The sequence below is a fragment of the Hymenobacter armeniacus genome, assembly GCF_014699055.1.
Lineage (GTDB): Bacteria > Bacteroidota > Bacteroidia > Cytophagales > Hymenobacteraceae > Hymenobacter > Hymenobacter armeniacus.
Map to the genome: position 1 here is coordinate 513,735 of NZ_JACXAC010000001.1, position 25,382 is coordinate 539,116.

Here is a 25,382-nt window from a genome sequence, read left to right on the forward strand (position 1 = left end):
AGGCGGCTTCGTTCTTATTTCCAGCCGCCGTCCTCGTTCAACGCCGAGACGTGAGTACGCGTTTCTCTCCCCGTTTTATTCTGCCTTTCCACCTACAACTGCTTCATGAAAACCAACCTGAAAAAATTAAACGAGCAAGTCATCGTCATCACGGGCGCCACGTCTGGCATCGGCCTGGTGACGGCCCGCATGGCCGCCCGGCAGGGTGCCCGGCTGGTGCTCGCCGCCCGCAGCCAGAACGCGCTGCGCCGCTTATGCGAGGAAATAACCCAAACCGGTGGCCAGGCCATTTACGAAGTGGCCGACGTGAGCCAGCAGGCCGACGTGCAGCGCATTGCCCAGGCCGCCGAGCAACGCTACGGCGGCTACGACACCTGGGTAAACAACGCCGGCGTGAGCATCTACGGCAAGCTGGAGCAGGTGCCCATTGAGGACATGCGCAAGCTGTTCGAGACCAATTTCTGGGGCGTTGTCTATGGCTCGCTCGAAGCGGCGCAGCACCTCAAGAAAAAAGGCGGGGCCATCATCAACGTGGGCAGCATCTTGTCCGACGTCACGGCCATTCTGCAAACCATCTACTCGGCCAGCAAGCACGCCGTGAAGGGCTTCAACGACGGCCTGCGCATGGAGTTGGAAATGGACGGCGCCCCGGTGGCCGTCACGCTCATTCAGCCCTCGTCCATCGACACGCCCTACACGGTGCACGCCAAAAACTACATGGACCGCGAAGCCAAGCACGGCCCGCCCGCCTACGCCCCCGACACCGTGGCCCGTGCCATTCTGCACGCCGCCGCCACGCCGGAGCGCGACATCGTGGTGGGCGGCGGCGGCCGCGCCTTCATCGGCCTGCAGCGCTGGACGCCCACGCTCTTCGACCAGTACATGGAAAAAGCCTTCGCCAAGCAGGAAAAGGCCGACGACGCCCCGCGCCCCCTGGCCCAAAACGGCCTCGACCGCGCCGCTGGTGGGCTGCGCGAGCGGGGCAACTACCCCGGCTACACCCGCGAAACCAGTTTCTACACAGAGGCCGTGACGGCCGGCAGCCCGGCCCTGCGCACGGCCCTGCTGGCGGGAGCCGGCGTGGCCCTGGCCGCTTGGCTGAACCGCGACACCATCAAGAAACAACTGGATAAGCGGCGGCAATAGCGGCCGAAGTAGCCAAGTGAAAACGATGGGCCGAAACCGGAGCTAGAATCCATTTTTGGACCGTCGTTTTTATTTATATTTCTGCATGCAAAAGTTTACATGGGCTCTGATTGCACTAGCGAGTGCTTTTTCAGCAAAGGCTCAAACGGTCATGATTGACAGAGCCCCGAGCGGCGTGCAGAACATGCGGGCTGTGCAGGGAGGGGGCATGATGGTTTCGGTTGATACGGTCACCTCGCTCGACGCGCTCATCAAGCGACTCAACGGCAATTGGGAATTTGTTGAAACCGGCAAAGCTTATTGGATTGGCTATACCGATGACATGTATTCCATCGCGGCCCGCAAGGAGAAGGCCATCGAACCGCTGCTTGATTTTATTAAAACCTCGGCAAACGAGGGAGGCAAATTTGGCGCTGTTTACAGCCTGCACCTCATCGGAATTGACAGCCGCATAGCAGGGCGTTTTTATGAGGAGTTCACCAACAAGAAGGCGCGCCAGGCCCTGCTCTCGCTCCTGAAAGAAAAAAAACTGCAAGGCCCCGTGACGCATTTGTTGATGCGCGACCCCTGGCAGTCGGACATACCTACGCTCTTCGACGCGTTGCGGCAGCCATCGGAGGGAAATTGGGGAGTCGTCAACGCCTTGAAAATTCATTTCCTTCCCGGATTGCCGATTCAGCAGCGCATTCCGGCTGAAATCGCAGAAGTTGATTTCGCATACCCCCGAATGAAATCCCAGACGTTCAAACAGCAATTGGACGCTGAAGCTCGCCACGAAATGAGTGTGTACGATGCGCAGGTGCTGGGCATTCTACGCGCCATTCGCGCCCTCAACAATCCCATTCTCCGTGTCGAGGATTCCTTACTTGCAGCTCCCAGGTTTTGGGGAAGGTCGATGACGGAATTTGGGTGCAAAAACTGCATTGGCGTGGGCGGCAAGCGCCTGACCGTGGGAACCTTCCTGGAACACCTGGCCGAGAGTCGGGTCCAGTACTTCGTTGAAGGCAATGAATTGGTGATGTGCAACACCCAACAGGCTCAGCAGCGAATACTCGCCTGGTGGGATGCTCAGCCCGCTGCGTTCAGGACGCAGTTCAACCAAGACCAGGCCGATAAGAGGCGCGGCCACCAAGTGCGTTGGGGATTCTAGCGTCAACGGGCTGTAGCAGGCTGAAATGATGGCGCTCCATCGCAACGCAAAAGCCCCGTCGGCTGCAACCGACGGGGCTTTTTGGTGAGTGAACTACTGCGGCAACTTAGGCTTCGACTGCCACGCGGGGCGCGCCGGCCAGAATTTCCTCGTTCGCAAACTCGGCGTACTTCTTAAAGTTTTCGACAAACTTCTCGGCCAGGTCCGAGGCGGTTTTGTCGTAGGCTTCTTTGTCGGCCCAGGTGTTGCGCGGGTCCAGTATTTCGGTGGGCACGCCGGGCACGGCGCCGGGCACCATCATGCCGAAAATGGGGTGCTTGGTGAATTTCACGTCGTCGAGCTGGCCATTGAGCGCAGCCGTAATCATGGCGCGGGTGTAGGGAAGTTTCATGCGCGAACCGGTGCCGTAGCTGCCGCCGGTCCAGCCGGTGTTGATGAGCCACACGTTGATGTCGGGGTTTTCGTCCATTTTCTGGCCCAACATCTCGGCGTACTTGGTGGGGTGCAGCGGCAGGAACACGGCGCCGAAGCAGGCCGAGAACGTGGTCTGCGGCTCGGTCACGCCCATTTCGGTGCCGGCCACCTTGGCCGTGTAGCCGCTCATGAACAGGTACATGGCGTGCGACTTATCGAGCTTGCTGATGGGCGGAATCACGCCGAAGGCATCGGCCGTGAGGAAGAAAATGTTCTTCGGCGCATCAGCCACGCCGGGCTCAATGGCGTTCGGGATGAAGTTGATGGGGTAGGCGGTGCGCGTGTTTTCCGTCACCGACTTGTTGGCGTAGTCCACCGTGTGGGTGCCGGGGATGAAGCGCGTGTTCTCCACGATTGCGCCGAAGCGGATGGCGTCGTAAATCTCGGGCTCCTTCTCCTTGCTCAGGTCGATGACCTTGGCGTAGCAGCCGCCCTCGAAGTTGAAGATGCCTTCGTCGGGCGTCCAGCCGTGCTCGTCGTCGCCGATGAGGCCGCGGTTGGGGTCGGCCGAGAGCGTCGTTTTGCCGGTGCCCGAGAGGCCAAAGAAGATGGCCGTGTCGCCCTCCTTGCCCACGTTGGCCGAGCAGTGCATGCTCAGCGTGTTGTGCTCGTGGGGCAGCAGGTAGTTCAGCACGCCGAAGATGCCTTTTTTCATCTCGCCGGCGTAGCCCGTGCCGCCAATCAGAATCATCTTTTTGGTGAAGTTGATGATGGCGAAGTTGGGCTGGCGGGTGCCGTCCACGGCCGGGTCGGCCTCGAAGCCGGGGGCGCAGATGATGCTGAAATCAGGCGTCCAGGAGGTATCGGCGCCTTCTTCGGGGCGCAGGAACATGTTGTAGCAAAACAGGTTGTGCCAGGCCTGCTCGTTCACCACGCGCAGCTTGAGCTGGTAGTCGGGGTTGGCGCCGGCGTAGGCTTCGCGCACGTACAGCTCCTTGTCGGCCAGGTAGGCCACCATTTTCTGGTGCAGCTGGTCGAATTTCTCGGGCGCGAAGGGAATGTTGATGTCGCCCCACCACACGCTCTCGGCGGTGTTTTCGTCCTTCACCACAAACCGGTCTTTGGGCGAGCGGCCGGTGAACTTGCCGGTGTCAGCCATCAGGGCGCCGGTGTCGGTGAGGTGGCCTTCGCCGTTGCGCAGGGCGTGCTCCACGAGCGCGGCAGGCGTCAAATTGAGGTGAACGGTGGCGGTTTCGGTGAAGCCCAGGGGCTGCAAACGATTGTGGGCCGTGGCGGCAAGGGTGGGAGCTTGTTGCATGGCTATAAAGGGGTTAGGGGGAGGTTCTTGCGAAAGAGGATACAAAGGTAGAATTGCCAGGCCCAAGGGCACTGAAACAATTCATTTCTTTAACGGGACAAATTAAACCATGCCACCGGTGGGCCTTACATTTGTGCACCACATACGGCTAAACGGGGCCGTAGGGATGGGAATAATTTAACGCCTTGCTCGCCTAAGGTTTTCTTTGTCCCTGTTTTTTGTTGCGTCATGGCCACGGAAATTGCTCGCTACAACGGAATCTACGGCGACCACAAGGCCCAGATTTCGCACGATTACCTGCAGAGCCAGCTCATTGTGCCCCGCCAGCGCGTCACCGACTGGGGCCTGAAGCCGCACCTGCACGAAAATCTCTTTCAACTATTCTTCCTGGAGGCCGGGCGGGCTTCTTTCGGCGCGCCCGAGCCGGTGGAGCTGCGCACGCCGTGCCTGGTCATCATCCCGGCCAACACGGTGCACGGCTTCACGTTCAGCCCGCAGGTGAAGGGCCGCACCCTCACCTTATCGGAGGCCTTGCTCGACACCATTCTGCAAGCCACGCCGGGCGTGCTGGTCGAGCTGAACTCGGTGCACATCCTGTCCGATTTCAACTCCGAAGTCCGCTTCGCCGACTTGCAAGACCTGGAGCAGCAGATTCACGAAGAAATCAACTCCGACCTGCCCGGCAAGCAGCTGGCCCTGAACGGCTACTTCAAGCTGCTTTTTGTGAAGATTTACCGCCTGCTGCAGCACAACCGCCGCCAGCAGGAAAGCCCCAACCGCGCGCTGCATTACTTCCGCGAGTTTCAGAAAGCCGTGGAGCGCACCGCGCCCTTCGAGAAAAAAATATCGGAGTTTGCCCGCGAGCTGAAGATTACACAAGTGCACCTGAACCGCATTTGCCAGGCCGTGAAAGGCAAAACGGCCCAACAGATAGTGCAGGCGCACACCATTCGGCGGGCGCACAACTACCTGCTCTACACGTCGCTTTCGGTGGCCGAAATTGCCTACGAGCTGCAGTTTGTCGACCCGGGGTATTTCACCCGTTTTTTCCGCAAACAAACCGGGCTGGCGCCGGCCGCCTACCGGGCCAAAGCCTACCGGAGCGATGCCGCCAAGCCCGGCAAGGCCGAGCTGAGCGAAGGGTAGCCGGGCAATCAAGCCGCCGCCTTGCCGGGCCGGGCCAGCCCCATTAATGCCGAAACTTTCCTAGATTTACCGTGCCCGCATTGCACTACTGTTGCAATGATTGTGGTTCTGGCCTTTTCGCATCTCATTTCTCACCCCTCGTTTCCCCCTATGCAAACCATCCCCGCTCAGACCGAGCAGCCGCTCGCCGCGGAATCCACGAGCCACCCCAAGGGCCTGTACCTGCTGTTCGCCACCGAAATGTGGGAGCGGTTCAGCTACTACGGCATGCGCGCCGTGCTCGTGCTGTTCCTCACCAAGGCCATGATGATGGACAAGGCCTTTGCGTCCAAGTTCTACGGCGGCTACACCAGCCTGGTGTACCTCACGCCGCTCATTGGCGGCTTTATCTCGGACCGGTACTGGGGCAACCGGCGTTCCATCCTCACGGGCGGTCTGCTGATGGCGCTGGGGCAGTTCACGCTGTTTTTCTCGGCTTCCAACTACGGCGCGGCCGAAAGCCACGCCCTCAGCCACTGGCTGCTGTACCTGGGCCTGGGCGTGATGATTGTGGGCAACGGCTTCTTCAAGCCCAATATTTCTTCGATGGTGGGCTCGCTCTACGCGCCGGCCGACAAGCGCAAGGACGCCGCCTACACCATTTTCTACATGGGCATCAACCTGGGCTCGTTCATCGGCAATACCATCACCAGTCTCATCGGCGACACCGGCAACCCCGCCGATTTTCGCTGGGCGTTCCTGGCCTGCGGCGTCGCCATGCTGCTGGGCACGGTGATTTTCAACTGGGGCAAGGAGAAGTACCTGCACACGCCGGATGGCACCCAAGTGGGCCAGACGCCCGCCATTTCGGGCGGCGTGATGGGCGTGTACGCTTTGCTGCCCGTGCTGCTGGCCATCATCCTGGGTATTCTATGGCTCGATTCGGCCAAATTCCCCACCATTGCGCCGCTGCTGGGCGTGGCCGTGCTGGGCATCGCCTTCATGATTTTCAGCGACAAATCCCTGAGCGGGGCCGATGTCAAGGGCATCATGGTGATTTTCATCGTGTCGTTTTTCGTGGTGTTCTTCTGGGCGGCGTTCGAGCAGGCTCCGGCCTCGCTCACGTTCTTCGCCGATGAGCAGATGAACCGCACCATCTTCGGCTACACCTTGCCGGCCAGCATTTTCCAGAACCTCAACGCCATTTTCGTTGTGGTGGGCGCGCCCATCATGGCCGCCGTCTGGACGGCCCTGGGCCGCCGCGGCGCCGAGCCGCCGTCCCCCCTCAAAATGGCCATCGGCCTGGCCCTGTTGGCCGCCGGTTACCTGGTGATGTGCTTTGGCGTGCACAACCTGCAGCCCGGCGTGAAGGTGAGCATGTTCTTCCTGGTGGCGCTGTATTTCCTGCACTCGGTGGGCGAGCTGTGCTTGTCGCCCATCGGCCTGTCGCTGGTGAACAAGCTGGCCCCGGTGAAATTTGCCTCGCTGCTGATGGCCGTGTGGTTCCTCGCCAACGCCGCCGCCAACTACCTGGCCGGCTACATGAGCAGCCTCTACCCGGACCCGAAATCGAACGCCACGCCGGAAATCCTCGGCTACCACATAACCAACCTCTACGACTTCTTTATGGTCTTCGTGGTATCGGCTGCCGTGGCCGCCGGCATCCTGTTCCTCATCAGCGGCAAGCTGGCCAAGATGATGGACGCCCGCAACTACCCCGCGCCCGCTGCGCAGGCGTAAGGCAGCGTTGTTTTTCATTTTCCACCAAGAAGCCCCCGGCGCTGCTGCGTCGGGGGCTTCTTGTTTGGGGTGGGGCGGCCGCATTGTCGAGACTCGTGGCTTTGGATGGGCAACGTTTTTGGGCAGGTCGTGAGAGGAATTCTGCCGGTCTTTTATTTTGCAGGGCCTTTCAACCTACTCCTTTTTCTATGAAACAATTTCTATTCTGCTGCCTGTGGCTGAGCGTGCTGTGCGCCCAAGGCCAAGCCCCGCGCTTCTGGAACCCCGCCAGCACCAACCCCCGTTACGAGGCCTCAAAGCGTCAGCTTAGCACTCCGGCTACTACCCCAGCGGCGCTGCCTTCCGTGGGCATACAACAAAGCGCCGCGTCCACCGCGGCCCGCCCGGCTTGCTTTGAGCCTTTCGACACCACGGCCGCCGGGGGCTGGAGCAGCTTGGGCCGCAACGACGACACTTCTTTTGGGCCCGTTTCCTTAGGCTGGAATTTCTCGCTTTTCGGCGCTTTGTACAGCGAGGTGTACGTCAACAACAACGGCAACATCACCTTCGATGCGCCATACGGTTCCTTCAACGCCCAGGGCTTTCCTTTAGCCAGACCCATGATTGCGCCGTTTTGGGCGGACGTGGATACCCAAAACCCTGCCAGCGGCACCGTGTGGTACAAGGTATTTCCGGACCGGCTGGTGGTGGTATGGAACAAGGTGGGCTACTTCAATCGCAAAGCCGACAAGAAAAACACCTTCCAGCTGGTCATGAAGGCCAACACGGCCCCCGGCTTTGCGGGCAACGACGTGCTGTTTGCCTACGACGACATGCAGTGGACCACCAGCGATGCCTCAGGCGGCACGGGCGGTTTCGGTGGGATTCCGGCCTCGGTGGGCGTCAACAAAGGCAATAGCGTCGACTACATCCAGACCGGGAGATTTAACCTCAGCGGCAGCCAGGCACCGAACACTTCTTTTTCGGGCAATCCCGGCGGCGTCGACTGGCTCGACGGGCTCTGCCTGGGCTACCGCGTGCGCGACGCCGGCAACGTGCCGCCCGCCGTGGCCGGCCTGCCCGCCGGCAACGTGCTCACCGTGAACCAGGGGCAGACCGTGGTGCTACCGCTCCAGTTCTCGGGCCCGGAAACCGACGAGACGGTTTCCGTGTCGTCCAATTTCAACGGCGCAACGTTTTGCAACGCTTCGGTGGGCGTGGCGGGCAACGGCGGCACCAACCCCACGCTGACGTTCTCAGTAACCGGCGCGCCCTGCAACGTGGGCACGCGCACCATCAATTTTACTGCTACTGACAACGGCCTGCCCGCGCCCGCGCAGGCCACCTTTGCCCTCACCGTGGTGGTGAACCCGGCCAACGGGCAATGGACCGGCGCCGCAAACACCGCCTACAACAACCCGGCGAACTGGAACAACAACACCGTGCCCGCCGCCACCGATAACGTGACCATTCCGGCCGGCGTGCTCAATATGCCCGTGCTGAGTACCAGCGCCGCCGTGGGCAGCCTGACCGTGGCCACCGGGGCCTCGCTCACGCTGGCCAACGGCGGCGCCCTCAGCCTGAGCGGTGCCCTCACCAACAACGGCACCATCGGCGGGGCGGGCACTTTGCTTACCACCGGCAGCGCCGCGCAAAGCTTCGGGGGCTCCAACGGCCTGCGCATCGCCAACCTAACAGTGGGGAGCGCGGGCGTGCAGCTTGGCCGCCCGCTGGCCGTGACGCGCCTGCTGACGCTAAACGGCAACCTGACGTCCAACGGCAACCTGACGCTGGCGGCCGATGCCAGCGGCACGGCCATGGTGGTGAACAACGGCGCGGCCGCCGTGCTGGGCACCGCCACCGTGCAGTGCTACCTCGACCCCGCACTGAACCCAGGCCCGGGCTACCGCCACCTGGCCGCGCCCGTGGCCAATACCACGTTGGCCGACCTGACCACTGCCGGCTTCGCGCCCGTGGTAAACCCGGCCTACAACGGCGCCGCGAACCCCGGCCAGGTGACGCCCTTCCCCAATATTTTCTTCTACAACCAAGCCCTGGTGGCCGCCACCGGCAATGGTGCCACGGCCGACTTCGACAAGGGCTGGTTGTCGCCGGCCGCCACCACCGAGGCCATGGCGCCCGGCCGGGGCTATACCGTGAATCTGGCCGGCGGCCAGACCATCGACTTCGTGGGCACTCTGGGCAACGGGGCCGTTGCCATCGGCGCCCTCGGCCGCGGCGTGCCGGCCCAGGCCGGCTGGCACTTGCTCGGCAACCCGTACCCGGCGCCCATCAACTGGACGCAGGCCTTTGCCGGGGCCTCGGGGCTCGATAATGCCGTGCACGTCTACAAATCGAGCGGGCAATACGCCGGTACCTACGCCAGCTACGTAAACGGCGTGGGCACCAACGGGGGCACTAATATTATCGGCCTGGGGCAGGGCTTTTTTGTGCGCGCCAGCACGCCCGGCGCCACCGCCAGCCTCAACCTGGGCAACGCCGCCCGCCTCAGCACCTACACCTCGGCCGCTCCGCAGCGCGGCACCGCCGAAACCCGCCTGCTGCTCCAGCTAAGCCTGAGCGGGGCCGGGGCCACCGACCAGGCCGCCCTATACTTCGAAGCGGGTGCCACTGCGGGTTTCGATGCCGCCTTCGATGCCCCCAAACTCACGGCCGGCCACCGCGTGCAGCTGGCCCTCGACGACGTAGCCGGCCCCCTGGCCATCAGCGGCCGGCCGCTGCTCGGTAATGCGCCGCTGACGGTGCCGCTGGCCGTGCGCGTAGCCCAGGCCGGCACCTACACACTGCGCGCCGACGAGCTGCTGAACCTGCCCGCCGGCGCCACCGTGCAGCTGCGCGACGCCCTGACTGGCACTGTCACGCCGCTCACGCCTCAGGCCACCTACACCTTCACCGCCGATGCCTCGCTGGCCGGGCCACGTGTCTCGCTCATCTTCCAGGCCAGCCGTGCCCTGGCCACTTCTCCAGACCAGCTCAGCGCCCAGGTGGTGGTGTTTCCCAACCCGGCCCATCAGCAGCTGTGGCTGGCCGTGCCTGCCAGCTCGCAGGCCGTCAGTGTAAGATTGGTCAATGCGCTGGGCCAGCTGGTGCTGCGCCAGGAGCTGCCCGTTGCGCGTGGTGCCGGTGCGCAGGCCCTGGCCGTGGGTCATGCGGCGCCCGGCGTGTACACCCTCCACGTGGCCCTGCCCGAAGGCGTGGTGACAAAGCGCGTCGTTATTGAGTAGCACAAGTTGGCGTAGCTGATGGCCCAACTCGCGCCGTGCCGCTCCGTGCTCCAAACCAACAAAAAAGCCCCGCCGGCAATGCCAGCGGGGCTTTTCTATTCCTAACAGCGGGAGGCTGCCAGCGGCTCGACTTACATCATGCCGCCCATGCCGCCCATGCCGCCCATGCCGCCGTCGCCGTGGCTATGGCCGCTTTCTTTGGGCTCGGGCTCGTCCGAAATCACGGCTTCGGTCGTCAGCAGCAGGCCGGCGATGGAAGCAGCGTTTTCGAGGGCCAGACGGGTCACCTTGGTGGGGTCGATGATGCCAGCGGCCACCAGGTTCTCGTACCGGTCTTCGCGGGCGTTGTAGCCAAAGTCGCCTTTGCCTTCCACCACTTTCTGCACTACTACCGAGCCTTCGCCACCGGCGTTGGCCACGATGGTGCGCAGGGGGGCTTCCAGAGCCGTGCGGATGATGTTCACCCCCGTGCGCTCGTCGGCGTTGATGGTCTCAACACCAGCCAGCGACTCCAGAGCGCGCACCAGGGCCACGCCGCCGCCGGGCACCACGCCTTCCTCAACGGCGGCGCGAGTGGCGTGCAGGGCGTCGTCCACCCGGTCTTTCTTCTCTTTCATTTCCACCTCGGTGCTGGCACCGATGTAGAGGATGGCTACGCCGCCGCTCAGTTTGGCGAGGCGCTCCTGCAGCTTCTCCTTGTCGTAGTCCGACGTGGTGGTCTCCATCTGGGCCTTAATCTGGGCCACACGGCCGCTGATGGCGTCTTTCGAGCCCTTGCCGTTTACGATGGTCGTGTTGTCCTTGTCGATGATGATTTTCTCCGCCGTACCAAGGTATTCCAGAGTGGCGTTTTCGAGCTTGTAGCCCTGCTCTTCGCTGATAACGGTACCGCCCGTGAGGGTGGCAATGTCTTCCAGCATGGCCTTGCGGCGGTCGCCGAAGCCAGGAGCCTTCACGGCGGCAATTTTCAGCGAGCCGCGCAGCTTGTTCACCACCAGGGTGGCGAGGGCTTCGCCGTCCACGTCTTCCGAAATAATGACGAGGGGCTTGCCGGTTTGCAGCACTTGCTCCAGCACGGGCAGTAGCTCCTTCATGGTGCTCACCTTCTTGTCGTAGATGAGGACGAAGGGCGAGTCGAACTCAACCTCCATTTTCTCGGGGTTGGTTACGAAGTAGGGGGAGAGGTAGCCGCGGTCGAACTGCATGCCTTCCACCGTTTTTACTTCGGTTTCGGTGCCGCGGGCTTCTTCCACGGTGATGACGCCTTCCTTGCCCACTTTCTCCATGGCGTCGGCAATCATCTTTCCGATTTCGGCGTCGTTGTTGGCCGAAATGGTGCCCACCTGGGCAATTTCCGCCGAGTTTTCAATCTTCTTCGACTGCGACTTCAGGTTGGCCACCACGGCCAGCACGGCCTTGTCGATGCCGCGCTTCAGGTCCATCGGGTTGGCACCGGCGGCCACGTTCTTCGAGCCGGCGGTGTAGATGGCCTGGGCCAGTACGGTGGCCGTCGTGGTACCGTCGCCGGCCTGGTCGGCCGTTTTCGAGGCCACTTCTTTCACGAGCTGGGCGCCCATGTTCTCGATGGGGTCGCGCAGCTCAATCTCCTTGGCCACGGTCACGCCGTCCTTGGTGATGGAGGGGGCGCCAAATTTCTTGTCGATGATGACGTTGCGGCCTTTCGGGCCGAGGGTCACTTTCACGGCGTTAGCGAGTTTGTTCACGCCGGCCTGCAGGCGGGCGCGGCCCTCCACGTCAAATTGGATGTTCTTAGCCATTTCTGGGAACTGAAGTAAGTAAGGTTAATAGGTGTTTTGGAATCTTCGCGGACCAAGCCCGATGGCTTAGAGCACCGCGAAAATGTCCGACTCGCGCATGATGAGCAGGTCCTCGCCGTCGACGGTGATTTCGGTGCCGGCGTATTTGCCGTACAGCACCTGGTCGCCCACCTTCACCTGGGGCTTGATGAGCGAGCCGCTGTCAGCGGTTTTGCCTTCGCCTACGGCCACCACTTCACCGCGCTGGGGCTTTTCCTTGGCCGTATCGGGGATGATGATGCCGGATTTGGTTTTTTCCTCGGCGGCGGCGGCGCGAACAATGACGCGGTCGGCCAGCGGTTTCATGCTAAGTGCCATTCTGTGTGTGTTTGGGTTATGTAAGGTGGAAAATCAGAGTCTACGCCCCCTCGTCATTTCCCGTGCCAGCCCCGGAAACCTGACAAAATGGGCAGTTTTTGGGAACCCGCGTGGCAGTACCCCGGGCAAACAGACATTGTACGAGGCAAACTTGACAAGCCTGCGCCAGCCCAACCCGGCTACAAACGACAAAGCCGGCGCCTCCCAAGGGAAGCACCGGCTTTGCATCGGAGGCGCGAAAAGCGCGCGGAATTAGTTGTTTGTGGCCGGAGCGGAAGCCGGCGCAGCAGGCTGAACCGGAGCCGTTGCGGGGGCCGTGGTGGTACCGGCCGGAGCTTCAGCACCAGCGGGAGCCGGGGCGGCAGGGGCAGGAGCCGAAGGCGCCGGCAGCTTGGTTTCGAGGGCGCGCTGCTGGTTGATGCTGCGAGCGGGGCCACCGCCGGTCGACGTCAGCATGTGCGAGCCGAGCGACAGCACCACCAGGCCAATGGCAAAGCCCCAGGTCAGTTTCTCCAGCAGGTCGCCGGTGCGCTTCACGCCCATCATGCTGGCGGCGCCGCCAGCGCTAAACTGGCTTGAAATTCCGCCGCCTTTGGGGTTTTGGGCCAATACCACCAGGGCCAGCAGGAAGCAAACGAGGAGAATGAGAACGATGAGTGCGATGTACATGTAGAGAAATAAAACTAAGAGGCGATTTACGCCGAAGGTTGCAAAGATTGGATTTGGGCCGCAAAGTACGCCATTTTTTCCGGCTGTTTCACCATCAGCTTCTCATAAATCTCAATGGCTCGGGCAGTTTTGCCCTGGCGCACAAAGATGCGGGCGAGGCTTTCGGACACCAAGTCGGGCTCGGCGTGGGTGCTGCGCACGCTCAGGTCGGCCTGCGTGGTGGGCGAGGGCGGCAGCATGGCCGGCCGCGTGAGGCGCGGCTGGCGCTTCAGGAAGTTGTTGATGAGGTCGAGCGACGAGGGCAGCGCCGGGGTCGGCGGACGGTGCGTCGCCCAATGGTCGAGTAGCAGCGGGTCGGGTTCGAAGAAGGCCCCGACGGGCGGTAGCGGCCTTGCCGGGGGCTGGCCGTCGGCCCCGGCGGGCGAGGTGTTTTCGTTGGCTTCAGCCTTATCGGTCAGCAGGTTGAGCAGTTGCAAGGAGAAGCCCAGGCGGCTGCTTTCGCCGTAACCGTAGCCAACGGCCTCGTCGCCGGTGAAGGCGGCCGGGGTGAGTTCAGGGGCCTCTGGGGTAGCCCCGCTGCCCACCGACAGGAAGTCGGCCGGAGCAGCCGGGCCGGCCAGGCTCAGGGTGACGGCAGCGGCGGCCCATTCGTCTACCAGGCCCGGCAGCTCATAGGCCGGTGGGGGCGGGGGCGGCTCGGCCAGCCCGAATTCGAAGCGGGCCTCGCCTACTTCGACCGGGGGCCGGATGGCGGGAGCCTGCGGGGGCAGGTCGGGCTCTTCGGCTAGCTCGGTGGGAGTTTCCATCTCCGGCGTTGGCGAGGCAGCCGGAATATCTACGCCTTCCTGGTCAACCAGAACCGGCGTCAGGTCGGCCTCAACAGCCGCAGAAGGCGTGGGGCTGTCCTCTGGCGCAGCATCCGGCTCAGGCTCGGCCAGTGCCTCTGCAACGGGCGTCGGGGCAGGTTCCTCGGCAATCGGAACGTCGGCAATTAGCTCCGGGACTGTCTCCGTCACCGGCTCCGGTACTGGTTCCGGAGCAACCTTAGCGGGCTCGGCTTCCGGTACCGTCGGGGTAGCCTCCGTGGGCGGCGCGTCGGCAGCAGGTGCTTCCTCTGCAGCAGGGGCGGCAATTGGAATGGGCGCGGCCGGCGTCTCAACAGCAGCGGTTTCGGCGACGGGCAGCGGCGCGATGACAACGGCGGGGGCCGTAACCGGCTCGGCCGGCGCCTGGGCAACGGGCGGCTCGGCGGTGACTGGCTCGGCAGTGGGCAGCAGTGCGCTGCTGGTCACTGTTTCTTCGGCGGGCACCGCTATTTCCGGTATTGTTTCCGGCACGGGGGCCGGCTCTACTTCCTCAATCAGGCGGCGGAGCAAGGCCCGGTCGGCAGCGTAGGTGGCGGCGCGGCGCAGGCGCTGGCCGGCCAGCATGGTGCCTTGGTCGTGCGCGGCTTTGGCCAGCAGCAGGTGGGCCGTTTGGCAATACGGAAACGCCTGGGCCAGCTGCTCCAACTCGCGCACTTCCGCCTGGCCGAGGGCCGTGGGACGGGCAAGAACTTGCAAAAGCGTGGCGCGGGTCACGGGGCTAAACGGGCGTTAATAGAGCAGAAGCGAACAGGCAGATTCTTAAAATCCGCTTTTTCGGCGCAAGAATGGGGCCGCAACATTACGTCAATTTACGCAAATACCCGCGCGCTTGCGCCACAACAAACTAGGGACGAGCCAACCCCGCTTTTGGCAATTGCCTCACCGGTTGGCGCTTATCAAAACGCAGCTTGCAACCGGCTACCAGTTGGCCACCGATTTATTGAAAATATCGGTGATGATTTTGTCGGTCGTGCGGCGCACGGCGTTGGGGTCGTTGTTAATCGTGGCGATGTTGCGGTCGCCCGAGAAGTCATCAAAATTCTGAAACACCTGCTCGAAGCTCTGCTTGTCGTCTTTGGAGTTGGTGAAGCGAATCTTGACCTGGATGGTGAGGCGGTTGGAGCCGGCTTGGCTCACGCCGCCCACTTGCTGAATGGCTGCCGGGGCAAAATCATAGGCAATGATGTTGCCGTCGAACTGCAGGTCGCCGTCGCGCGGCACCAGCTTGAGGTTGGTGTTGCGCTGGAAATAGTCCTTCAAATCCTCGGTGAAGCGCTGCGTCAGGAAGGCCGGGCCCATCGGCGCGTTGTTCTGAATGGTGGAGATGGAGACGGTGCGCACCGCTGGGTCGATGTTGGTGCCATTGAAGGAGTAGATGCCGCAGCTAGTCAGCACGGTGCAAACTGCCAGCCACAAGCCGCAAGCCAGTACGCGACGCCAGTTGTTCAACTTGCTAAAGGCAAGTGACTTGTGGCTGGTAGCTTGCAGTGCCGATTCAAACTTGCTCCAGGTCATATTGCTTCAGTTTGCGGTACAGCGTGCGCTCCGAGATGCCCAAGTCGTGGGCGGCGTACTTACGCTTGTTATTGTGCTTTTTCAACGCCTTGAGTATCATCTCGCGTTCCTTCACGTCGAGAGACAGGGTTTCTTCCTCGGTTTCGTGCGGAATGTCCTCTACCGGAGCTTCGTCGTCGTAGCCGGTGGTGGGCTCCGTGTTGTAGGTGTTCGGCGCAGGCGGCAGGAAGTATTCGGCCCCGGCGCTGCCGTCAAACGCGCTGGCGGCGCCGGTATTGCTGAAGAGGTGACTGTTCTGCCGCAGCAGCTCCTGGGCCTCGTGGGGGCGCTGGCCGGTGGCCAGCTCCAGCACCATTTTCTTGAGGTCCGTCATGTCGCGGCGCATGTCGAACAGGATTTTGTAGAGCAGGTCGCGCTCGGAGTAGCCGGCCGCCGACCCTTCGGGGGCGCCGGGGCCCAGCAGCATGGGCAGGCGGCTGGTCTGGTCCTGCGGCAGGTAGGGCGCCAGGCGCCGGGCGTCGAGCTCGCGCTCGGTTTCCAGCACCGAAATCTGCTCGGCAATATTCTTGAGCTGGCGGATGTTGCCGGGGAAGCGGAAGCGCGTAAGCGCCTGCACTGCATCGGGCGTCAGGGTGATGGGGCGGGTGCGGTACCGCTCGGCCGAATCGGAAGCAAACTTGCGGAAAAGCAGGTAGATGTCCTCGCCCCGCTCACGCAACGGTGGAACCGTAATGGGCACCGTGTTCAGGCGGTAGTACAGGTCTTCGCGGAAGGTGCCGGCCTGCACGCGGTCAAGCAGATTGACGTTGGTGGCGGCCACCACGCGCACGTCGGTTTTCTGCACCTTGCTGGAGCCCACGCGGATAAACTCGCCATTCTCCAGCACGCGCAAGAGGCGGGCCTGCGTGCCGAGCGGCATCTCGCCGATTTCGTCCAGGAAAATGGTGCCGCCGTTGGTAACCTCGAAATAGCCTTTGCGGGCCTCGTTGGCGCCGGTGAAAGAGCCTTTTTCGTGGCCGAACAGCTCCGAGTCGATGGTGCCTTCGGGAATGGCGCCGCAGTTGATGGCAATGAACTGCCCGTGCTTGCGCGGCGACAAGGCGTGGATAATCTTGGAAAACGACTCCTTGCCCGACCCGCTTTCGCCGGTGATGAGCACCGTCATGTCGGTGGGCGCCACTTGGGCGGCCACCTGAATGGCGTAGTTCAGCGCCGGCGCATTGCCGATGATGCCGAAGCGGAGCTTGATGGATTGGATTTCGGAAGGTGTCAAAGCTAGCTAGTTGTCAGTTGTTGGTTGTCCGTTGTCAGAGAAGTACCTGGGGGCATCTTCGGCAACTTGTGATGCTGGTAGCAGGGAGCGGTAGTAGCGGATAAAGCCTTGCAGTAGCTTTTTGCAATCCGTCACTGCAGCCAGCAATTCCTGAAGTTCTATTTCAGCTAAATAGGCTAAATCGTGAGCTAGATAGGATTGGGTCTCTACTTCAAACAAGGAGCCCCTGGCAACAAACAGAAACTGCAGTGTGTCGCGGGTATGCTGCCGTCCGCAGCCTTCGGCGATGTTTGAAGGAATAGAAACCGCTGCCCGGCGCATTTGATTGGTCAGGCCGAACAGCTCTTCCTTCGGAAACTGTTTAGTCAGTTCATAAACTCGTTTAGTCAGTTGCCGACTTTGCAGCCAAACACTCAATTCGGTATAAGACCTTTCCATCCGATAGAACAATCTAACAACTGACAACGAGCAACTGACAACTAAACAGCCTCGCCAAGCAAAGCCGCGCCGGTGGTGCTCGTGGCCAGTACGTTCACGTAGTCGCCTTTCTGGAAGTTTTGCTTTGGAAAGATGACGACCTGGTTCTGGCTGTTGCGGCCGCTCAGGTGCTCGGCCGAGCGTTTGGATGGGCCTTCTACCAGCACTTGGTGCACCCGGCCCACCATGCGGGCGTAGCGGGCACGGGCGTGGATTTGCTGCCGGTCGATGACCTCCTGTAGGCGGCGCTTCTTCACTTCCAGCGGAATGTCGTCTTCCAGCTTGCGGGCGGCCAGCGTGCCGGGGCGCTCCGAGTAGAAGAAGTTGTAGCCCATGTCGTACTGCGCGAAGTCGATGAGGCTCAGGGTGTCCTGGTGCTCCTCCTCGGTTTCGGAGCAGAAGCCCGAAATCATGTCCGTCGAGATGGCGCAGTCTTCGCCCAGAATGCGGCGGATGGCCTGCACCCGCTCCTCGTACCAGGGCCGGTCGTAGGTGCGGTTCATCAGGGCCAGCACGCGGGAGTTGCCGCTCTGGGCGGGCAAGTGGATGTACTTGCAGATGTTGTCGTGGCGCGCCATGGTGTGCAGCACCTCGTCGGTGATGTCCTTGGGGTGCGAGGTGGAGAAGCGCACCCGCAGCGCGGGGCTGATGAGGGCCACGCGCTCCAGCAGCTGGGCAAAATTGACGTGCTCCGTGCCGTCGGCGCTGGCCCATTTGTAGGAGTCCACGTTCTGGCCCAGCAGGGTCACTTCCTTGTAGCCGGCGGCTACCAAAGCGCTGGCTTCCTGCACAATGCTGTGCGCGTCGCGGCTGCGCTCGCGGCCGCGGGTGAAGGGCACCACGCAGAATGAGCACATGTTGTCGCAGCCACGCATGATGCTGATGAAGGCCGTGATGCCGTTGGAATTCAGGCGCACCGGCGTGATGTCGGCATAGGTTTCTTCGCGGCTCAGCAGCACGTTCACGCCTTTTTGCCCGCCGTCGACCTGGCTGATGAGGCCGGGCAGGTCGCGGTAGGCGTCGGGGCCCACCACGAGGTCCACAATCTTTTCTTCTTCCAGAAACTTGCTTTTCAGGCGCTCGGCCATGCAGCCGAGCACGCCTACCAGCATGCCGGGCTTGCGCTTTTTGTGCGAGTTGATTTGCTTGAGGCGCATGCGCACCGTTTGCTCGGCCTTCTCCCGAATGGAGCAGGTATTAAGCAACACCAAGTCGGCGTTGGCGAGGTCGTCGGTAGTATCGAAGCCTTCATCGAAGAGGATGCTCGACACGATTTCGGAATCCGAGAAATTCATCTGGCAGCCGTAGCTCTCGATGTAGAGCTTGCGCTGCCGACCCGTGCGGGTAGCGGCCGTGATGCGCACCTCGCCGCTGGGCGTAGCCTCGGCAGCGGGGGCGGCAGTATCCAAAAAATCAAGAGTTAAGAGGGGCTGGGGCATAATTATAGCGCGTTTCGGCGGACGACAAAGATACAGCTTCGCTTGGTAAAATGACAGAATGGCAGAGACGAAAGCCGGGAACAGTTAGCAGAAGTCGTTACAAATTGTTCACTGCTAACCGTTCACTGCTTATTGCTCACCGATAGTTGCGCCCAGTACCTCCAGCAGGGCCTTTGCCTTCAACAGGCACTCTTCGTACTCCCGCTCTGGGTCCGAATCGTAGGTAATGGCGGAGCCGACCTGGAAGCTGAGGTAGCCCGTGTCCTGCCGGTATTGCAGCGAGCGAATGACGACGTTGAAGTCACAGTCGCCGCTAGGCCACACGTAGCCGATGCTTCCGCTGTAGAGGCTGCGCCGGACGTTTTCGTAGTGCTCGATGAGCTGCATGGCCCGGATTTTGGGCGCGCCCGTCATTGAGCCCATGGGGAAGGCGGCGCGCAGCACGTCGACCAGCGTGGCGTCGGGCCTGGCGGTGGCTTCCACGGTCGAAATCATTTGCCAAAGGTGACGGAAAGGGTAGAGGCCGAAAAGCTCGGGCACGCGCACGGTGCCGGTTTGGGCCACGCGGGCGAGGTCGTTGCGCACCAGGTCCACTATCATCAGGTTTTCGGCGCGCTCTTTCTCGTCGTGCAGCAAGGTCAGGCGCTGCTGTTCGTCTTCGGCCGGGGTGGCGCCGCGGCGGATGGTGCCTTTGATGGGCTGGGAAAGGAGGCGCGAGCCCCGCCGGGCCACAAACCGCTCGGGCGAGGCGCAGAGCAGAAACCGGTCGTGCCAGCGCACAAACCCGGAAAACGGTGCCGGCGACGCTTCCATGAGCCGCCAAAACACGTCGACGGGGTTCAGGCGAACGTTTTCGGCATAAAACTCCTGGCACAGATTCAACTCATACACCTCGCCGTTGAGGATGTCGGTGCGCACGGCTTCCACAGCGCGCAGGTAATCGGCTTTGGGCAGGCGGGGCCGCAGCACCGGCACTTGGGGCCGCTGAACAGGCGGCATGGGTTGGGCCAGAATCTGGTCGATAATCCCGTTCGTCGTCCCGTGGATTTCCACCGCGTCTTCCCGCCAGCACAGCCAGGTTTCCGGCGCGAAAAAATGCAGCCGCGGCCAGCCCATGCCGTCGGCGTTGTGGCTGGAAAGGGCTTCGATATCGTTCTTGACGTCGTAGGTAAGGAACCCGCACCGAAATACGGCCGGGGAGGCGTCTGCTTCGAGCGCCGCCAACGACTCTACTGCCTGCGCCTTCGCCGACGCCACGGCCAGGATGCGGCGGAAAGGCCCTTCCGGATAAGCCGCATCGTTGGGTTCAAAGTAGGCGCAATGCGGAAACTGCGCGGCCCACTGCACGACCCGCCGCCGAAAATCGGCGGGCAAATCGGCCAAAGAAACAAGCACAGGAGCAGCCGCGGAAACAGACACGGGAAAGCGGTTCAAGTAGAAGCCAGAGGGGACAGCATCAGGCCAACAAGCCCCCAGCGGCCGGGGTTATTTCAGCTCGCGCAGCGCCAGCGTGGCTTTGGCGTCGGTGCTGTTTTTGTATTCGTGCCAGGGGTAGCGCAGGGCCTTCTCAAAATAAAAGCGGGCCTGGGCTTTTTTGCCCGCGTCTTTGGCCATGTAGCCTTGTTGGAGCGCGGCCTGGGGCGCAAAATAATACGGCGCCTTCGGGCCGGCCACCGTTTGGGTGCGCTCAAAGTAAAACCAGGCCGAATCGAGCCGGCCCAGGCCCTGAAAGGCGCGGGCCCGACGGTAGGGCTCCTCAATGCGGTCGCGCCAGAGCGTGGTGGGCGTCACGCGGAAGGAGCGCAGCGTGGCCAGGGCCTGCTGGTTGTATCCGCCGTCGGTTTGCAGGCGGGCGCGGGTGAGGATGGGATTCAAGGCCTGCGCTTCGTGGTAGTAGTGCTGGGCGTAGTTGTCTTCCTCCACGTCGGTGGGGCCGGGCTCGTTGATTTGGGCGCGGTAGCGGGCCACCGCCGGCGGCGGCGCACCGCCCAGCCACGCCGCCAGGTAGAGCTTGAAGGCCGCATCCTTGCGGTAATGCACGCCCTTGTATTCACGCAAAAACGTCAGGTTCTCGCGTTCCGAAGCCGCGTAGTCGCCCTGGTACAGCAGCAGGTCGGCGGCCATGTGGCGCAGGTAGGGCACCGGCTGGTAGCCCGGGCCGGCGGGCCGGGTGCGGTAGGCGGCCAGCGCCGCCTCGCCGTGGTGCTGGCGCTTATTGATGCTGATGAGCAGGTAGGAAAACAGCAGGTTGTCGGGCTGCTGGGCGTGCAGGCGCTCGGCCAGGCGCAAGGCTTCCTCGGGCTTTTTGTAGTAGCCTTCCCGAATCAAGCTCAGGTAAATCTGGCTTTCCGTCTGAAAGTCGTTGGGCTGGGTGGCGGCCAGCGCCAGGTTGCGGAGCCCTTCGTTCGAGTCGGCCGTCAGGCCCAGCAAACTCAGCAGCCAGTGGTAGCCCTCGGGCAGGGAGCCCACGGCAAACTGCGAAATGCCCAGCGTCTTGCGCGCCGGCATGAAGCCCGGGTAGTGCTTCACCACGTCCTGCATTTGGCGGTAGCCGCTGCGCAGGTGGTAGCCACCCATCACCACGTGCTTGAACAGCAGCTGGCTCAGCCCCAGGTGCAGCGTGATTTCGGCCCGGGCGTAGTCGCGCAGGGCGTTGGCTGGCTGTTTATCAAGCACCTCCAAACGGGCTTCCTGCGCCTCTTCCGATGCATCGAAGCGGCTGGGGTCTTGGCTTAGAATAAGCTCGGCAAAATCGATGCAGTTGGCCACCAGCAGGGGCGAGGCCGCCTTGGGGGCACTGGCCAGCTCGGACCGCAGCAGTTCGCGGGCGGGCCCCAGGCGCAGTTTCAGCACCTCGGCATATGCCCGGCGGCTGGCGGGCGTGAGCTCACCCGCCGCGGTGGCGCTGGGCTGCTCGGCCAGTTGGCTCGGCTGCGGCGCCATAAATCCCGACACAAGCAGCCATCCGGCTGCCCAGCCAAGCGGCCGCACAAGTGCCCGGCACCTGAGTGGTGCGACGCGTAGTAAAAAGCCGGCCAACGATGCCATGGAGAAGTGTAACAAAAAAAGGAACGACGCGCGGCCGTTCCTTTTTACGATTTCAATCAGCAAGTCAGATTCGTGAGTTGCTCACCAGTCGAGCTTAGACCGCGCGGGCTTCCACGTCGGCCAGAATGCGGCCGCAGTGCTCGCACACGATGATTTTCTTGTGCGAGATGATGTCGGCCTGGCGCTGGGGCGGCACCGTGTTGAAGCAGCCGCCGCAGGCGTCGCGGCGCACCAGCACCACGGCCAAGCCGTTGCGCACGTTGCCGCGGATGCGGGTGTAGGCCGTCAGCAGGCGGTCTTCCACCGGCTTGGTGGCCTCTTCGCGCTGGGCCATGATGGTGCGCTCCTCTTCTTCGTTCTCGCCCACGATGGTGTCGAGCTCCGATTTCTTGTTGTCGAGGTCCTTGCGGCGCTCGTCCAGCTTCGACTTGGTGCCGCTGATTTCGGCATTCTTCACGTCAATCTGGTACTGCGCCTCTTTGATTTTCTTGTCGGCAATCTGGATTTCCAGGCGCTGCAGCTCAATTTCCTTGGCAATGGCTTCGAACTCGCGGTTGTTGCGCACGTTCTGCTGCTGCTCGTCGTACTTCTTGATGAGGCTTTCGGCGTCTTTGCTGGCTTGCTTGCGGCTCTTGATGAAGTCGTTCAGACCCTGAATTTCTTCGTCGAATTTCTTCACGCGCACTTCGTAGCCCGCAATTTCGTCTTCCAAATCCCGCACTTCTTCGGGCAAATCGCCCCGCACGCGCCGGATTTCGTCGAGCTGCGAGTCGAGGTGCTGCAGGGTGAGCAGGGCTTCGAGCTTGGCGGCTACGGGAACGTCGGCGGGAGCCACGGCGGCACTTTTAGCAGTCATATTGAACGGGGTTCGTAGGGGTTTCAGCGATTAAGACCGCAAAAGTACGTCCAAATCCGGCCGTTAGCAAATCCCGAAACACCTCGCCGGTGAACTGTTCGCTCTCGAAATGGCCCACGTCGCAGAGCATGAGCCGGCCCTCTGCCCCGAAAAACTCGTGGTATTTCACGTCGCCGGTCACGTAGGCATCGGCCCCCGCCGCCCGCGCCGCGCCGATGAGAAACGCGCCCGCCCCGCCGCATAGCGCCACGGTTTTAATCGGTTTCTCGAACGCCGTGTGGCGCACCACCGGCACCAGCAGCTGCCGCTTCAGCAATTGCCGGAATGCGGCCGGGGCCAGCGGTTCAGCCAGCTCACCCACCAGGCCGGCGCCCACGTCCTGGTGCACGTTTTCCAGCTTAATGAGCTCGTAGGCCACTTCCTCGTAGGGGTGCGTGGCGCGCAAAGCGCGCAGCACCGCCGCCTGCCGGTGCAGCGGCAGCAGCACTTCCAGGCGCTTTTCGGCCACGGTTTCGGGCTGATTTGCGGCCCCGATGGCGGGCTGGGTGCCCGCGCCGGGCGTGAACGTGCCGGTGCCTTCCGTCTGGAAGCTACAAGCTGCATAACGGCCGACTTGGCCCGCGCCGGCGGCGTACAGCGCGGCCAGCACGCGGCCGGCCACGTCGGCCTGCTGGTCGTCGGGCCGGTTGGGCACGTAGGTGATGAGACGAGCCAAGATACCGCTCTGCGGGGCCAAAACACGGGTTTTTAGCAGGCCCAGCTTTTCGGCCAGCTTGTCGTTGACGCCGCCGCGCACGTTGTCGAGGTTGGTGTGGGCGGCGTAGATGGCCACGTCGTTTTTCAGCGCGGCAATGATGGTTTGCTCCACCTCATTGGTCCCGGTGAGCCGCTTGAGGGGCCGGAAAATGACCGGATGGTGGGCCACCACCACGTTGCAGCCCCGCCGCACGGCCTCGGCCACCACGGCGGGCGTGCAATCGAGGGCGATGAGCACGCCGGTGATTTCGGCCTGCGGGTTGCCGCATTGCAGGCCGGCGTTGTCGTAGCTTTCCTGATAGGCGAGGGGGGCGGCGGCTTCGAGCAGGCGGGCCAGGTCTTGAACGGTGGGCATTTTTCGAAAAGAGTAAAGAGGGAGAATGACGAGGGGCGTGGCGAGCGCAGCTGAGGCGCGCCCTTATTCTTCGTTAATCAAATTGCCCAGCGTGGCCACGTAATTCGCCACGTTGGCGGCTTCGTCGCGGCTTTTATACTGCATGAGGTAGCGCGGGTGGTCGAGCACGATGACTTCTTTGAACAGGTCCAGCTCCGCGTTCAGGCGCTTAAAGAATTCGCCGTTGCGCTTGCCCAGGCTCACGGCCACGTCGCGGCGCAGGCCCAGTTCCTCCACTTGCTGGCGCAGGGAAAGCCGGATGTCCGGCCACAGGGCTTTGACGAGCGCCGGAGCGTCGTAGTAATTGTAGTTCAGTCCGTTTTTCAGCAGCACCAGCGGGTAGAGGGAGCTCACGTAGAAATGCTGGTAGAACTCCGCCGGCCCGCCCATGGCCTCAACGACTTTGTAGACGAACTGCGTGGAGGTCTCGGGCCGGCCGCGCGGCAGGTCGTTAAGGATGCCGCAGTGCTCGGCTAAGGCGGTGGGGTCGGTGAAGGCCACGCCGGTGCGGCCCATGCCCAGGCGGCCGGGGTTGATGCCCAGCAGGGCCACGCGGGGGTGGTTGTCGGCGTAAAATTTCTGGGCAAACCGGCTGAGCAGTTCTTGCACCGGCGCTTCCCGAAACGGACTCTGGGCTTCTACCCCCGCGGGCAAGGCCTGGGGCAGCGGAAACGTGGTGAGAAAGTGCAGCAAACGGTCGGCCAGCGTGGTCATGGCCCAAAAGTACGCGCCGGGTGCCGGCCAAACCCGCCGTACTTTTGAGGGCGTATGGCCCGTTTGCTGCTGTTGTTGCTGTTGCCGTTTTCCTGGCTTTATGCCGGCGTCATGGCCGTGCGCAACTGGCTGTACGACGCGGGCTGGAAGAAATCGGTGGCTTTTGCGGTGCCGCTGCTGGGCGTGGGCAACCTGCGGGTGGGCGGCACCGGCAAAACGCCCCACGTCATCTGGCTGGTCGAAGAGCTGTTGCGCCAGGGCCACCGCCCGGCCATCCTCAGCCGGGGCTACGGCCGCCAAACCACCGGCCCCCACCTGGCCGGGGCAGCCGATTCGGCCCTTACCGTTGGCGACGAGCCCTGGCAGTACTACACGCAGTTTGCGGCGCAGGCAGTGCCCGTGGCCGTGGCCGAAAAGCGCGGCCTGGGCGTGGCGCTGTTGCTGGAAGCGCACCCCGAAACCACGGTCATCGTGCTCGACGACGCCTACCAGCACCGCGCCGTGCGCCCGGCCCTGAACGTGCTGCTTACCGAATACGCCCGCCCTTTTTACGAAGACCATGTGCTGCCCGCCGGCCGCCTGCGCGAAAGCCGTCGCGGTGCCGCGCGGGCCGATGTGGTCATCGTCACGAAATGCCCGCCCGATTTGAGCGAAGCCGCACAGGCCGCGGTGGCGCAGCGCATCCGGCCGTATGCGCGGCCGGCGGTGCCGGTGCTGTTTTCGGCGTACGCGTATGGCGCACCCCGGCCGTTGGGCCAAGCGGCGAAGCTGGCGCCTCCGGCCGCGGGCCCGGCGCTGCTGCTCACGGGCATTGCGCAGCCGCAACCGCTGCGGGAGTATCTTGAGAGTCAAGGCTATAATGTCGCTCATCACGCGAACTTGCCGGACCACCACGCTTTCCTGCTGGCCGACCTCGATGCGCTGCAAGCGCATTGGCAGCCGGGCTGGCCTATTTTTACCACCGAAAAGGACGCGACGCGCCTGCAGCGCCCCGAATTGTGGGCCGGCCGGCCGGCGCTGGCCCTTCACACCTATACCATTCCGGTGCAGGTGGCGTTTTTGGGCAATGGCGCCGACGTGTTGCGGCCGCTGCTGCCCGGCCGAAGCGCTTCGTCCTGCTGAA

Annotated in this window: 20 protein-coding genes; 6 read left to right on the top strand and 14 right to left on the bottom strand. The window is 62.7% G+C overall.

Annotated elements, in window-relative coordinates:
- The first annotated feature begins 105 nt into the window (after positions 1 to 105).
- Together IC234_RS02250 and IC234_RS02255 are read left to right on the top strand one after the other, a co-directional pair.
- A complete protein-coding gene (locus IC234_RS02250; RefSeq protein ID WP_190922197.1) occupies positions 106 to 1,146 on the top strand; it encodes an SDR family oxidoreductase in 1,041 nt (346 codons plus the stop codon).
- Between the two features lie 55 nt (positions 1,147 to 1,201).
- Complete coding sequence (locus tag IC234_RS02255; RefSeq protein WP_190922198.1) at positions 1,202 to 2,296, top strand: hypothetical protein; 1,095 nt, start codon at positions 1,202 to 1,204, stop codon at positions 2,294 to 2,296.
- Positions 2,297 to 2,402: 106 nt separating this feature from the next.
- Here the strand turns inward: IC234_RS02255 and pckA are convergent, their stop codons facing one another.
- The gene (gene pckA / locus IC234_RS02260; protein ID WP_190922199.1) at positions 2,403 to 4,028 is read right to left on the bottom strand and encodes a phosphoenolpyruvate carboxykinase (ATP); all 1,626 of its coding nucleotides are present in this window, start codon (positions 4,026 to 4,028) and stop codon (positions 2,403 to 2,405) included.
- Positions 4,029 to 4,256: 228 nt separating this feature from the next.
- Here pckA and IC234_RS02265 point away from each other — a divergent pair, with 228 nt between their 5' ends.
- From IC234_RS02265 to IC234_RS02275, 3 genes are all read left to right on the top strand, one after another.
- Positions 4,257 to 5,174 carry an AraC family transcriptional regulator gene (locus tag IC234_RS02265; RefSeq protein ID WP_190922200.1) on the top strand — a complete coding sequence of 306 codons (918 nt, stop codon included), beginning with the start codon at positions 4,257 to 4,259 and terminating at the stop codon, positions 5,172 to 5,174.
- Between the two features lie 150 nt (positions 5,175 to 5,324).
- The gene (locus IC234_RS02270) at positions 5,325 to 6,893 is read left to right on the top strand and encodes a peptide MFS transporter (protein WP_190922201.1); all 1,569 of its coding nucleotides are present in this window, start codon (positions 5,325 to 5,327) and stop codon (positions 6,891 to 6,893) included.
- Positions 6,894 to 7,081: 188 nt separating this feature from the next.
- On the top strand, positions 7,082 to 10,117 hold the full coding sequence (locus IC234_RS02275) for a nidogen-like domain-containing protein (RefSeq protein ID WP_190922202.1): 3,036 nt from the start codon (positions 7,082 to 7,084) through the stop codon (positions 10,115 to 10,117).
- 131 nt (positions 10,118 to 10,248) lie between these two features.
- Here the strand turns inward: IC234_RS02275 and groL are convergent, their stop codons facing one another.
- The 13 genes from groL to IC234_RS02340 form a co-directional block, all read right to left on the bottom strand.
- On the bottom strand, positions 10,249 to 11,895 hold the full coding sequence (gene groL / locus IC234_RS02280) for a chaperonin GroEL (RefSeq protein ID WP_190922203.1): 1,647 nt from the start codon (positions 11,893 to 11,895) through the stop codon (positions 10,249 to 10,251).
- A 66-nt stretch (positions 11,896 to 11,961) separates the two neighbouring features.
- Complete coding sequence (gene groES / locus IC234_RS02285) at positions 11,962 to 12,252, bottom strand: co-chaperone GroES (RefSeq protein WP_068195400.1); 291 nt, start codon at positions 12,250 to 12,252, stop codon at positions 11,962 to 11,964.
- Between the two features lie 252 nt (positions 12,253 to 12,504).
- Positions 12,505 to 12,921 carry a preprotein translocase subunit SecG gene (gene secG, locus IC234_RS02290; protein ID WP_190922204.1) on the bottom strand — a complete coding sequence of 139 codons (417 nt, stop codon included), beginning with the start codon at positions 12,919 to 12,921 and terminating at the stop codon, positions 12,505 to 12,507.
- Positions 12,922 to 12,947: 26 nt separating this feature from the next.
- Entirely contained in the window at positions 12,948 to 14,483 is a 1,536-nt protein-coding gene (locus IC234_RS02295; RefSeq protein WP_190922205.1) for a hypothetical protein, read from the bottom strand.
- A 222-nt stretch (positions 14,484 to 14,705) separates the two neighbouring features.
- Positions 14,706 to 15,182 carry an LptE family protein gene (locus IC234_RS02300; protein ID WP_317173313.1) on the bottom strand — a complete coding sequence of 159 codons (477 nt, stop codon included), beginning with the start codon at positions 15,180 to 15,182 and terminating at the stop codon, positions 14,706 to 14,708.
- A 100-nt stretch (positions 15,183 to 15,282) separates the two neighbouring features.
- Entirely contained in the window at positions 15,283 to 16,575 is a 1,293-nt protein-coding gene (locus IC234_RS02305) for a sigma-54 interaction domain-containing protein (RefSeq protein ID WP_190922206.1), read from the bottom strand.
- A 6-nt stretch (positions 16,576 to 16,581) separates the two neighbouring features.
- Complete coding sequence (locus IC234_RS02310) at positions 16,582 to 17,013, bottom strand: four helix bundle protein (RefSeq protein WP_190922207.1); 432 nt, start codon at positions 17,011 to 17,013, stop codon at positions 16,582 to 16,584.
- A gap of 41 nt (positions 17,014 to 17,054) precedes the next feature.
- On the bottom strand, positions 17,055 to 18,491 hold the full coding sequence (gene miaB / locus IC234_RS02315; protein ID WP_190922208.1) for a tRNA (N6-isopentenyl adenosine(37)-C2)-methylthiotransferase MiaB: 1,437 nt from the start codon (positions 18,489 to 18,491) through the stop codon (positions 17,055 to 17,057).
- Positions 18,492 to 18,620: 129 nt separating this feature from the next.
- Entirely contained in the window at positions 18,621 to 19,886 is a 1,266-nt protein-coding gene (locus IC234_RS02320; protein ID WP_190922209.1) for an anthranilate synthase component I family protein, read from the bottom strand.
- A 90-nt stretch (positions 19,887 to 19,976) separates the two neighbouring features.
- Positions 19,977 to 21,434, bottom strand: a complete 1,458-nt coding sequence (locus IC234_RS02325) for a DUF3808 domain-containing protein (RefSeq protein ID WP_190922210.1) — start codon at positions 21,432 to 21,434, stop codon at positions 19,977 to 19,979.
- Positions 21,435 to 21,633: 199 nt separating this feature from the next.
- Positions 21,634 to 22,395 carry a zinc ribbon domain-containing protein gene (locus IC234_RS02330; RefSeq protein WP_190922211.1) on the bottom strand — a complete coding sequence of 254 codons (762 nt, stop codon included), beginning with the start codon at positions 22,393 to 22,395 and terminating at the stop codon, positions 21,634 to 21,636.
- Entirely contained in the window at positions 22,385 to 23,506 is a 1,122-nt protein-coding gene (locus tag IC234_RS02335; protein WP_190922212.1) for a Nif3-like dinuclear metal center hexameric protein, read from the bottom strand. The genes IC234_RS02330 and IC234_RS02335 overlap by 11 nt, the downstream gene beginning before the upstream one ends.
- 63 nt (positions 23,507 to 23,569) lie before the next feature.
- Entirely contained in the window at positions 23,570 to 24,259 is a 690-nt protein-coding gene (locus IC234_RS02340) for a uracil-DNA glycosylase family protein (RefSeq protein ID WP_190922213.1), read from the bottom strand.
- Positions 24,260 to 24,313: 54 nt separating this feature from the next.
- Here IC234_RS02340 and lpxK point away from each other — a divergent pair, with 54 nt between their 5' ends.
- On the top strand, positions 24,314 to 25,381 hold the full coding sequence (gene lpxK, locus IC234_RS02345; protein ID WP_190922214.1) for a tetraacyldisaccharide 4'-kinase: 1,068 nt from the start codon (positions 24,314 to 24,316) through the stop codon (positions 25,379 to 25,381).
- Position 25,382 lies beyond the last annotated feature (1 nt).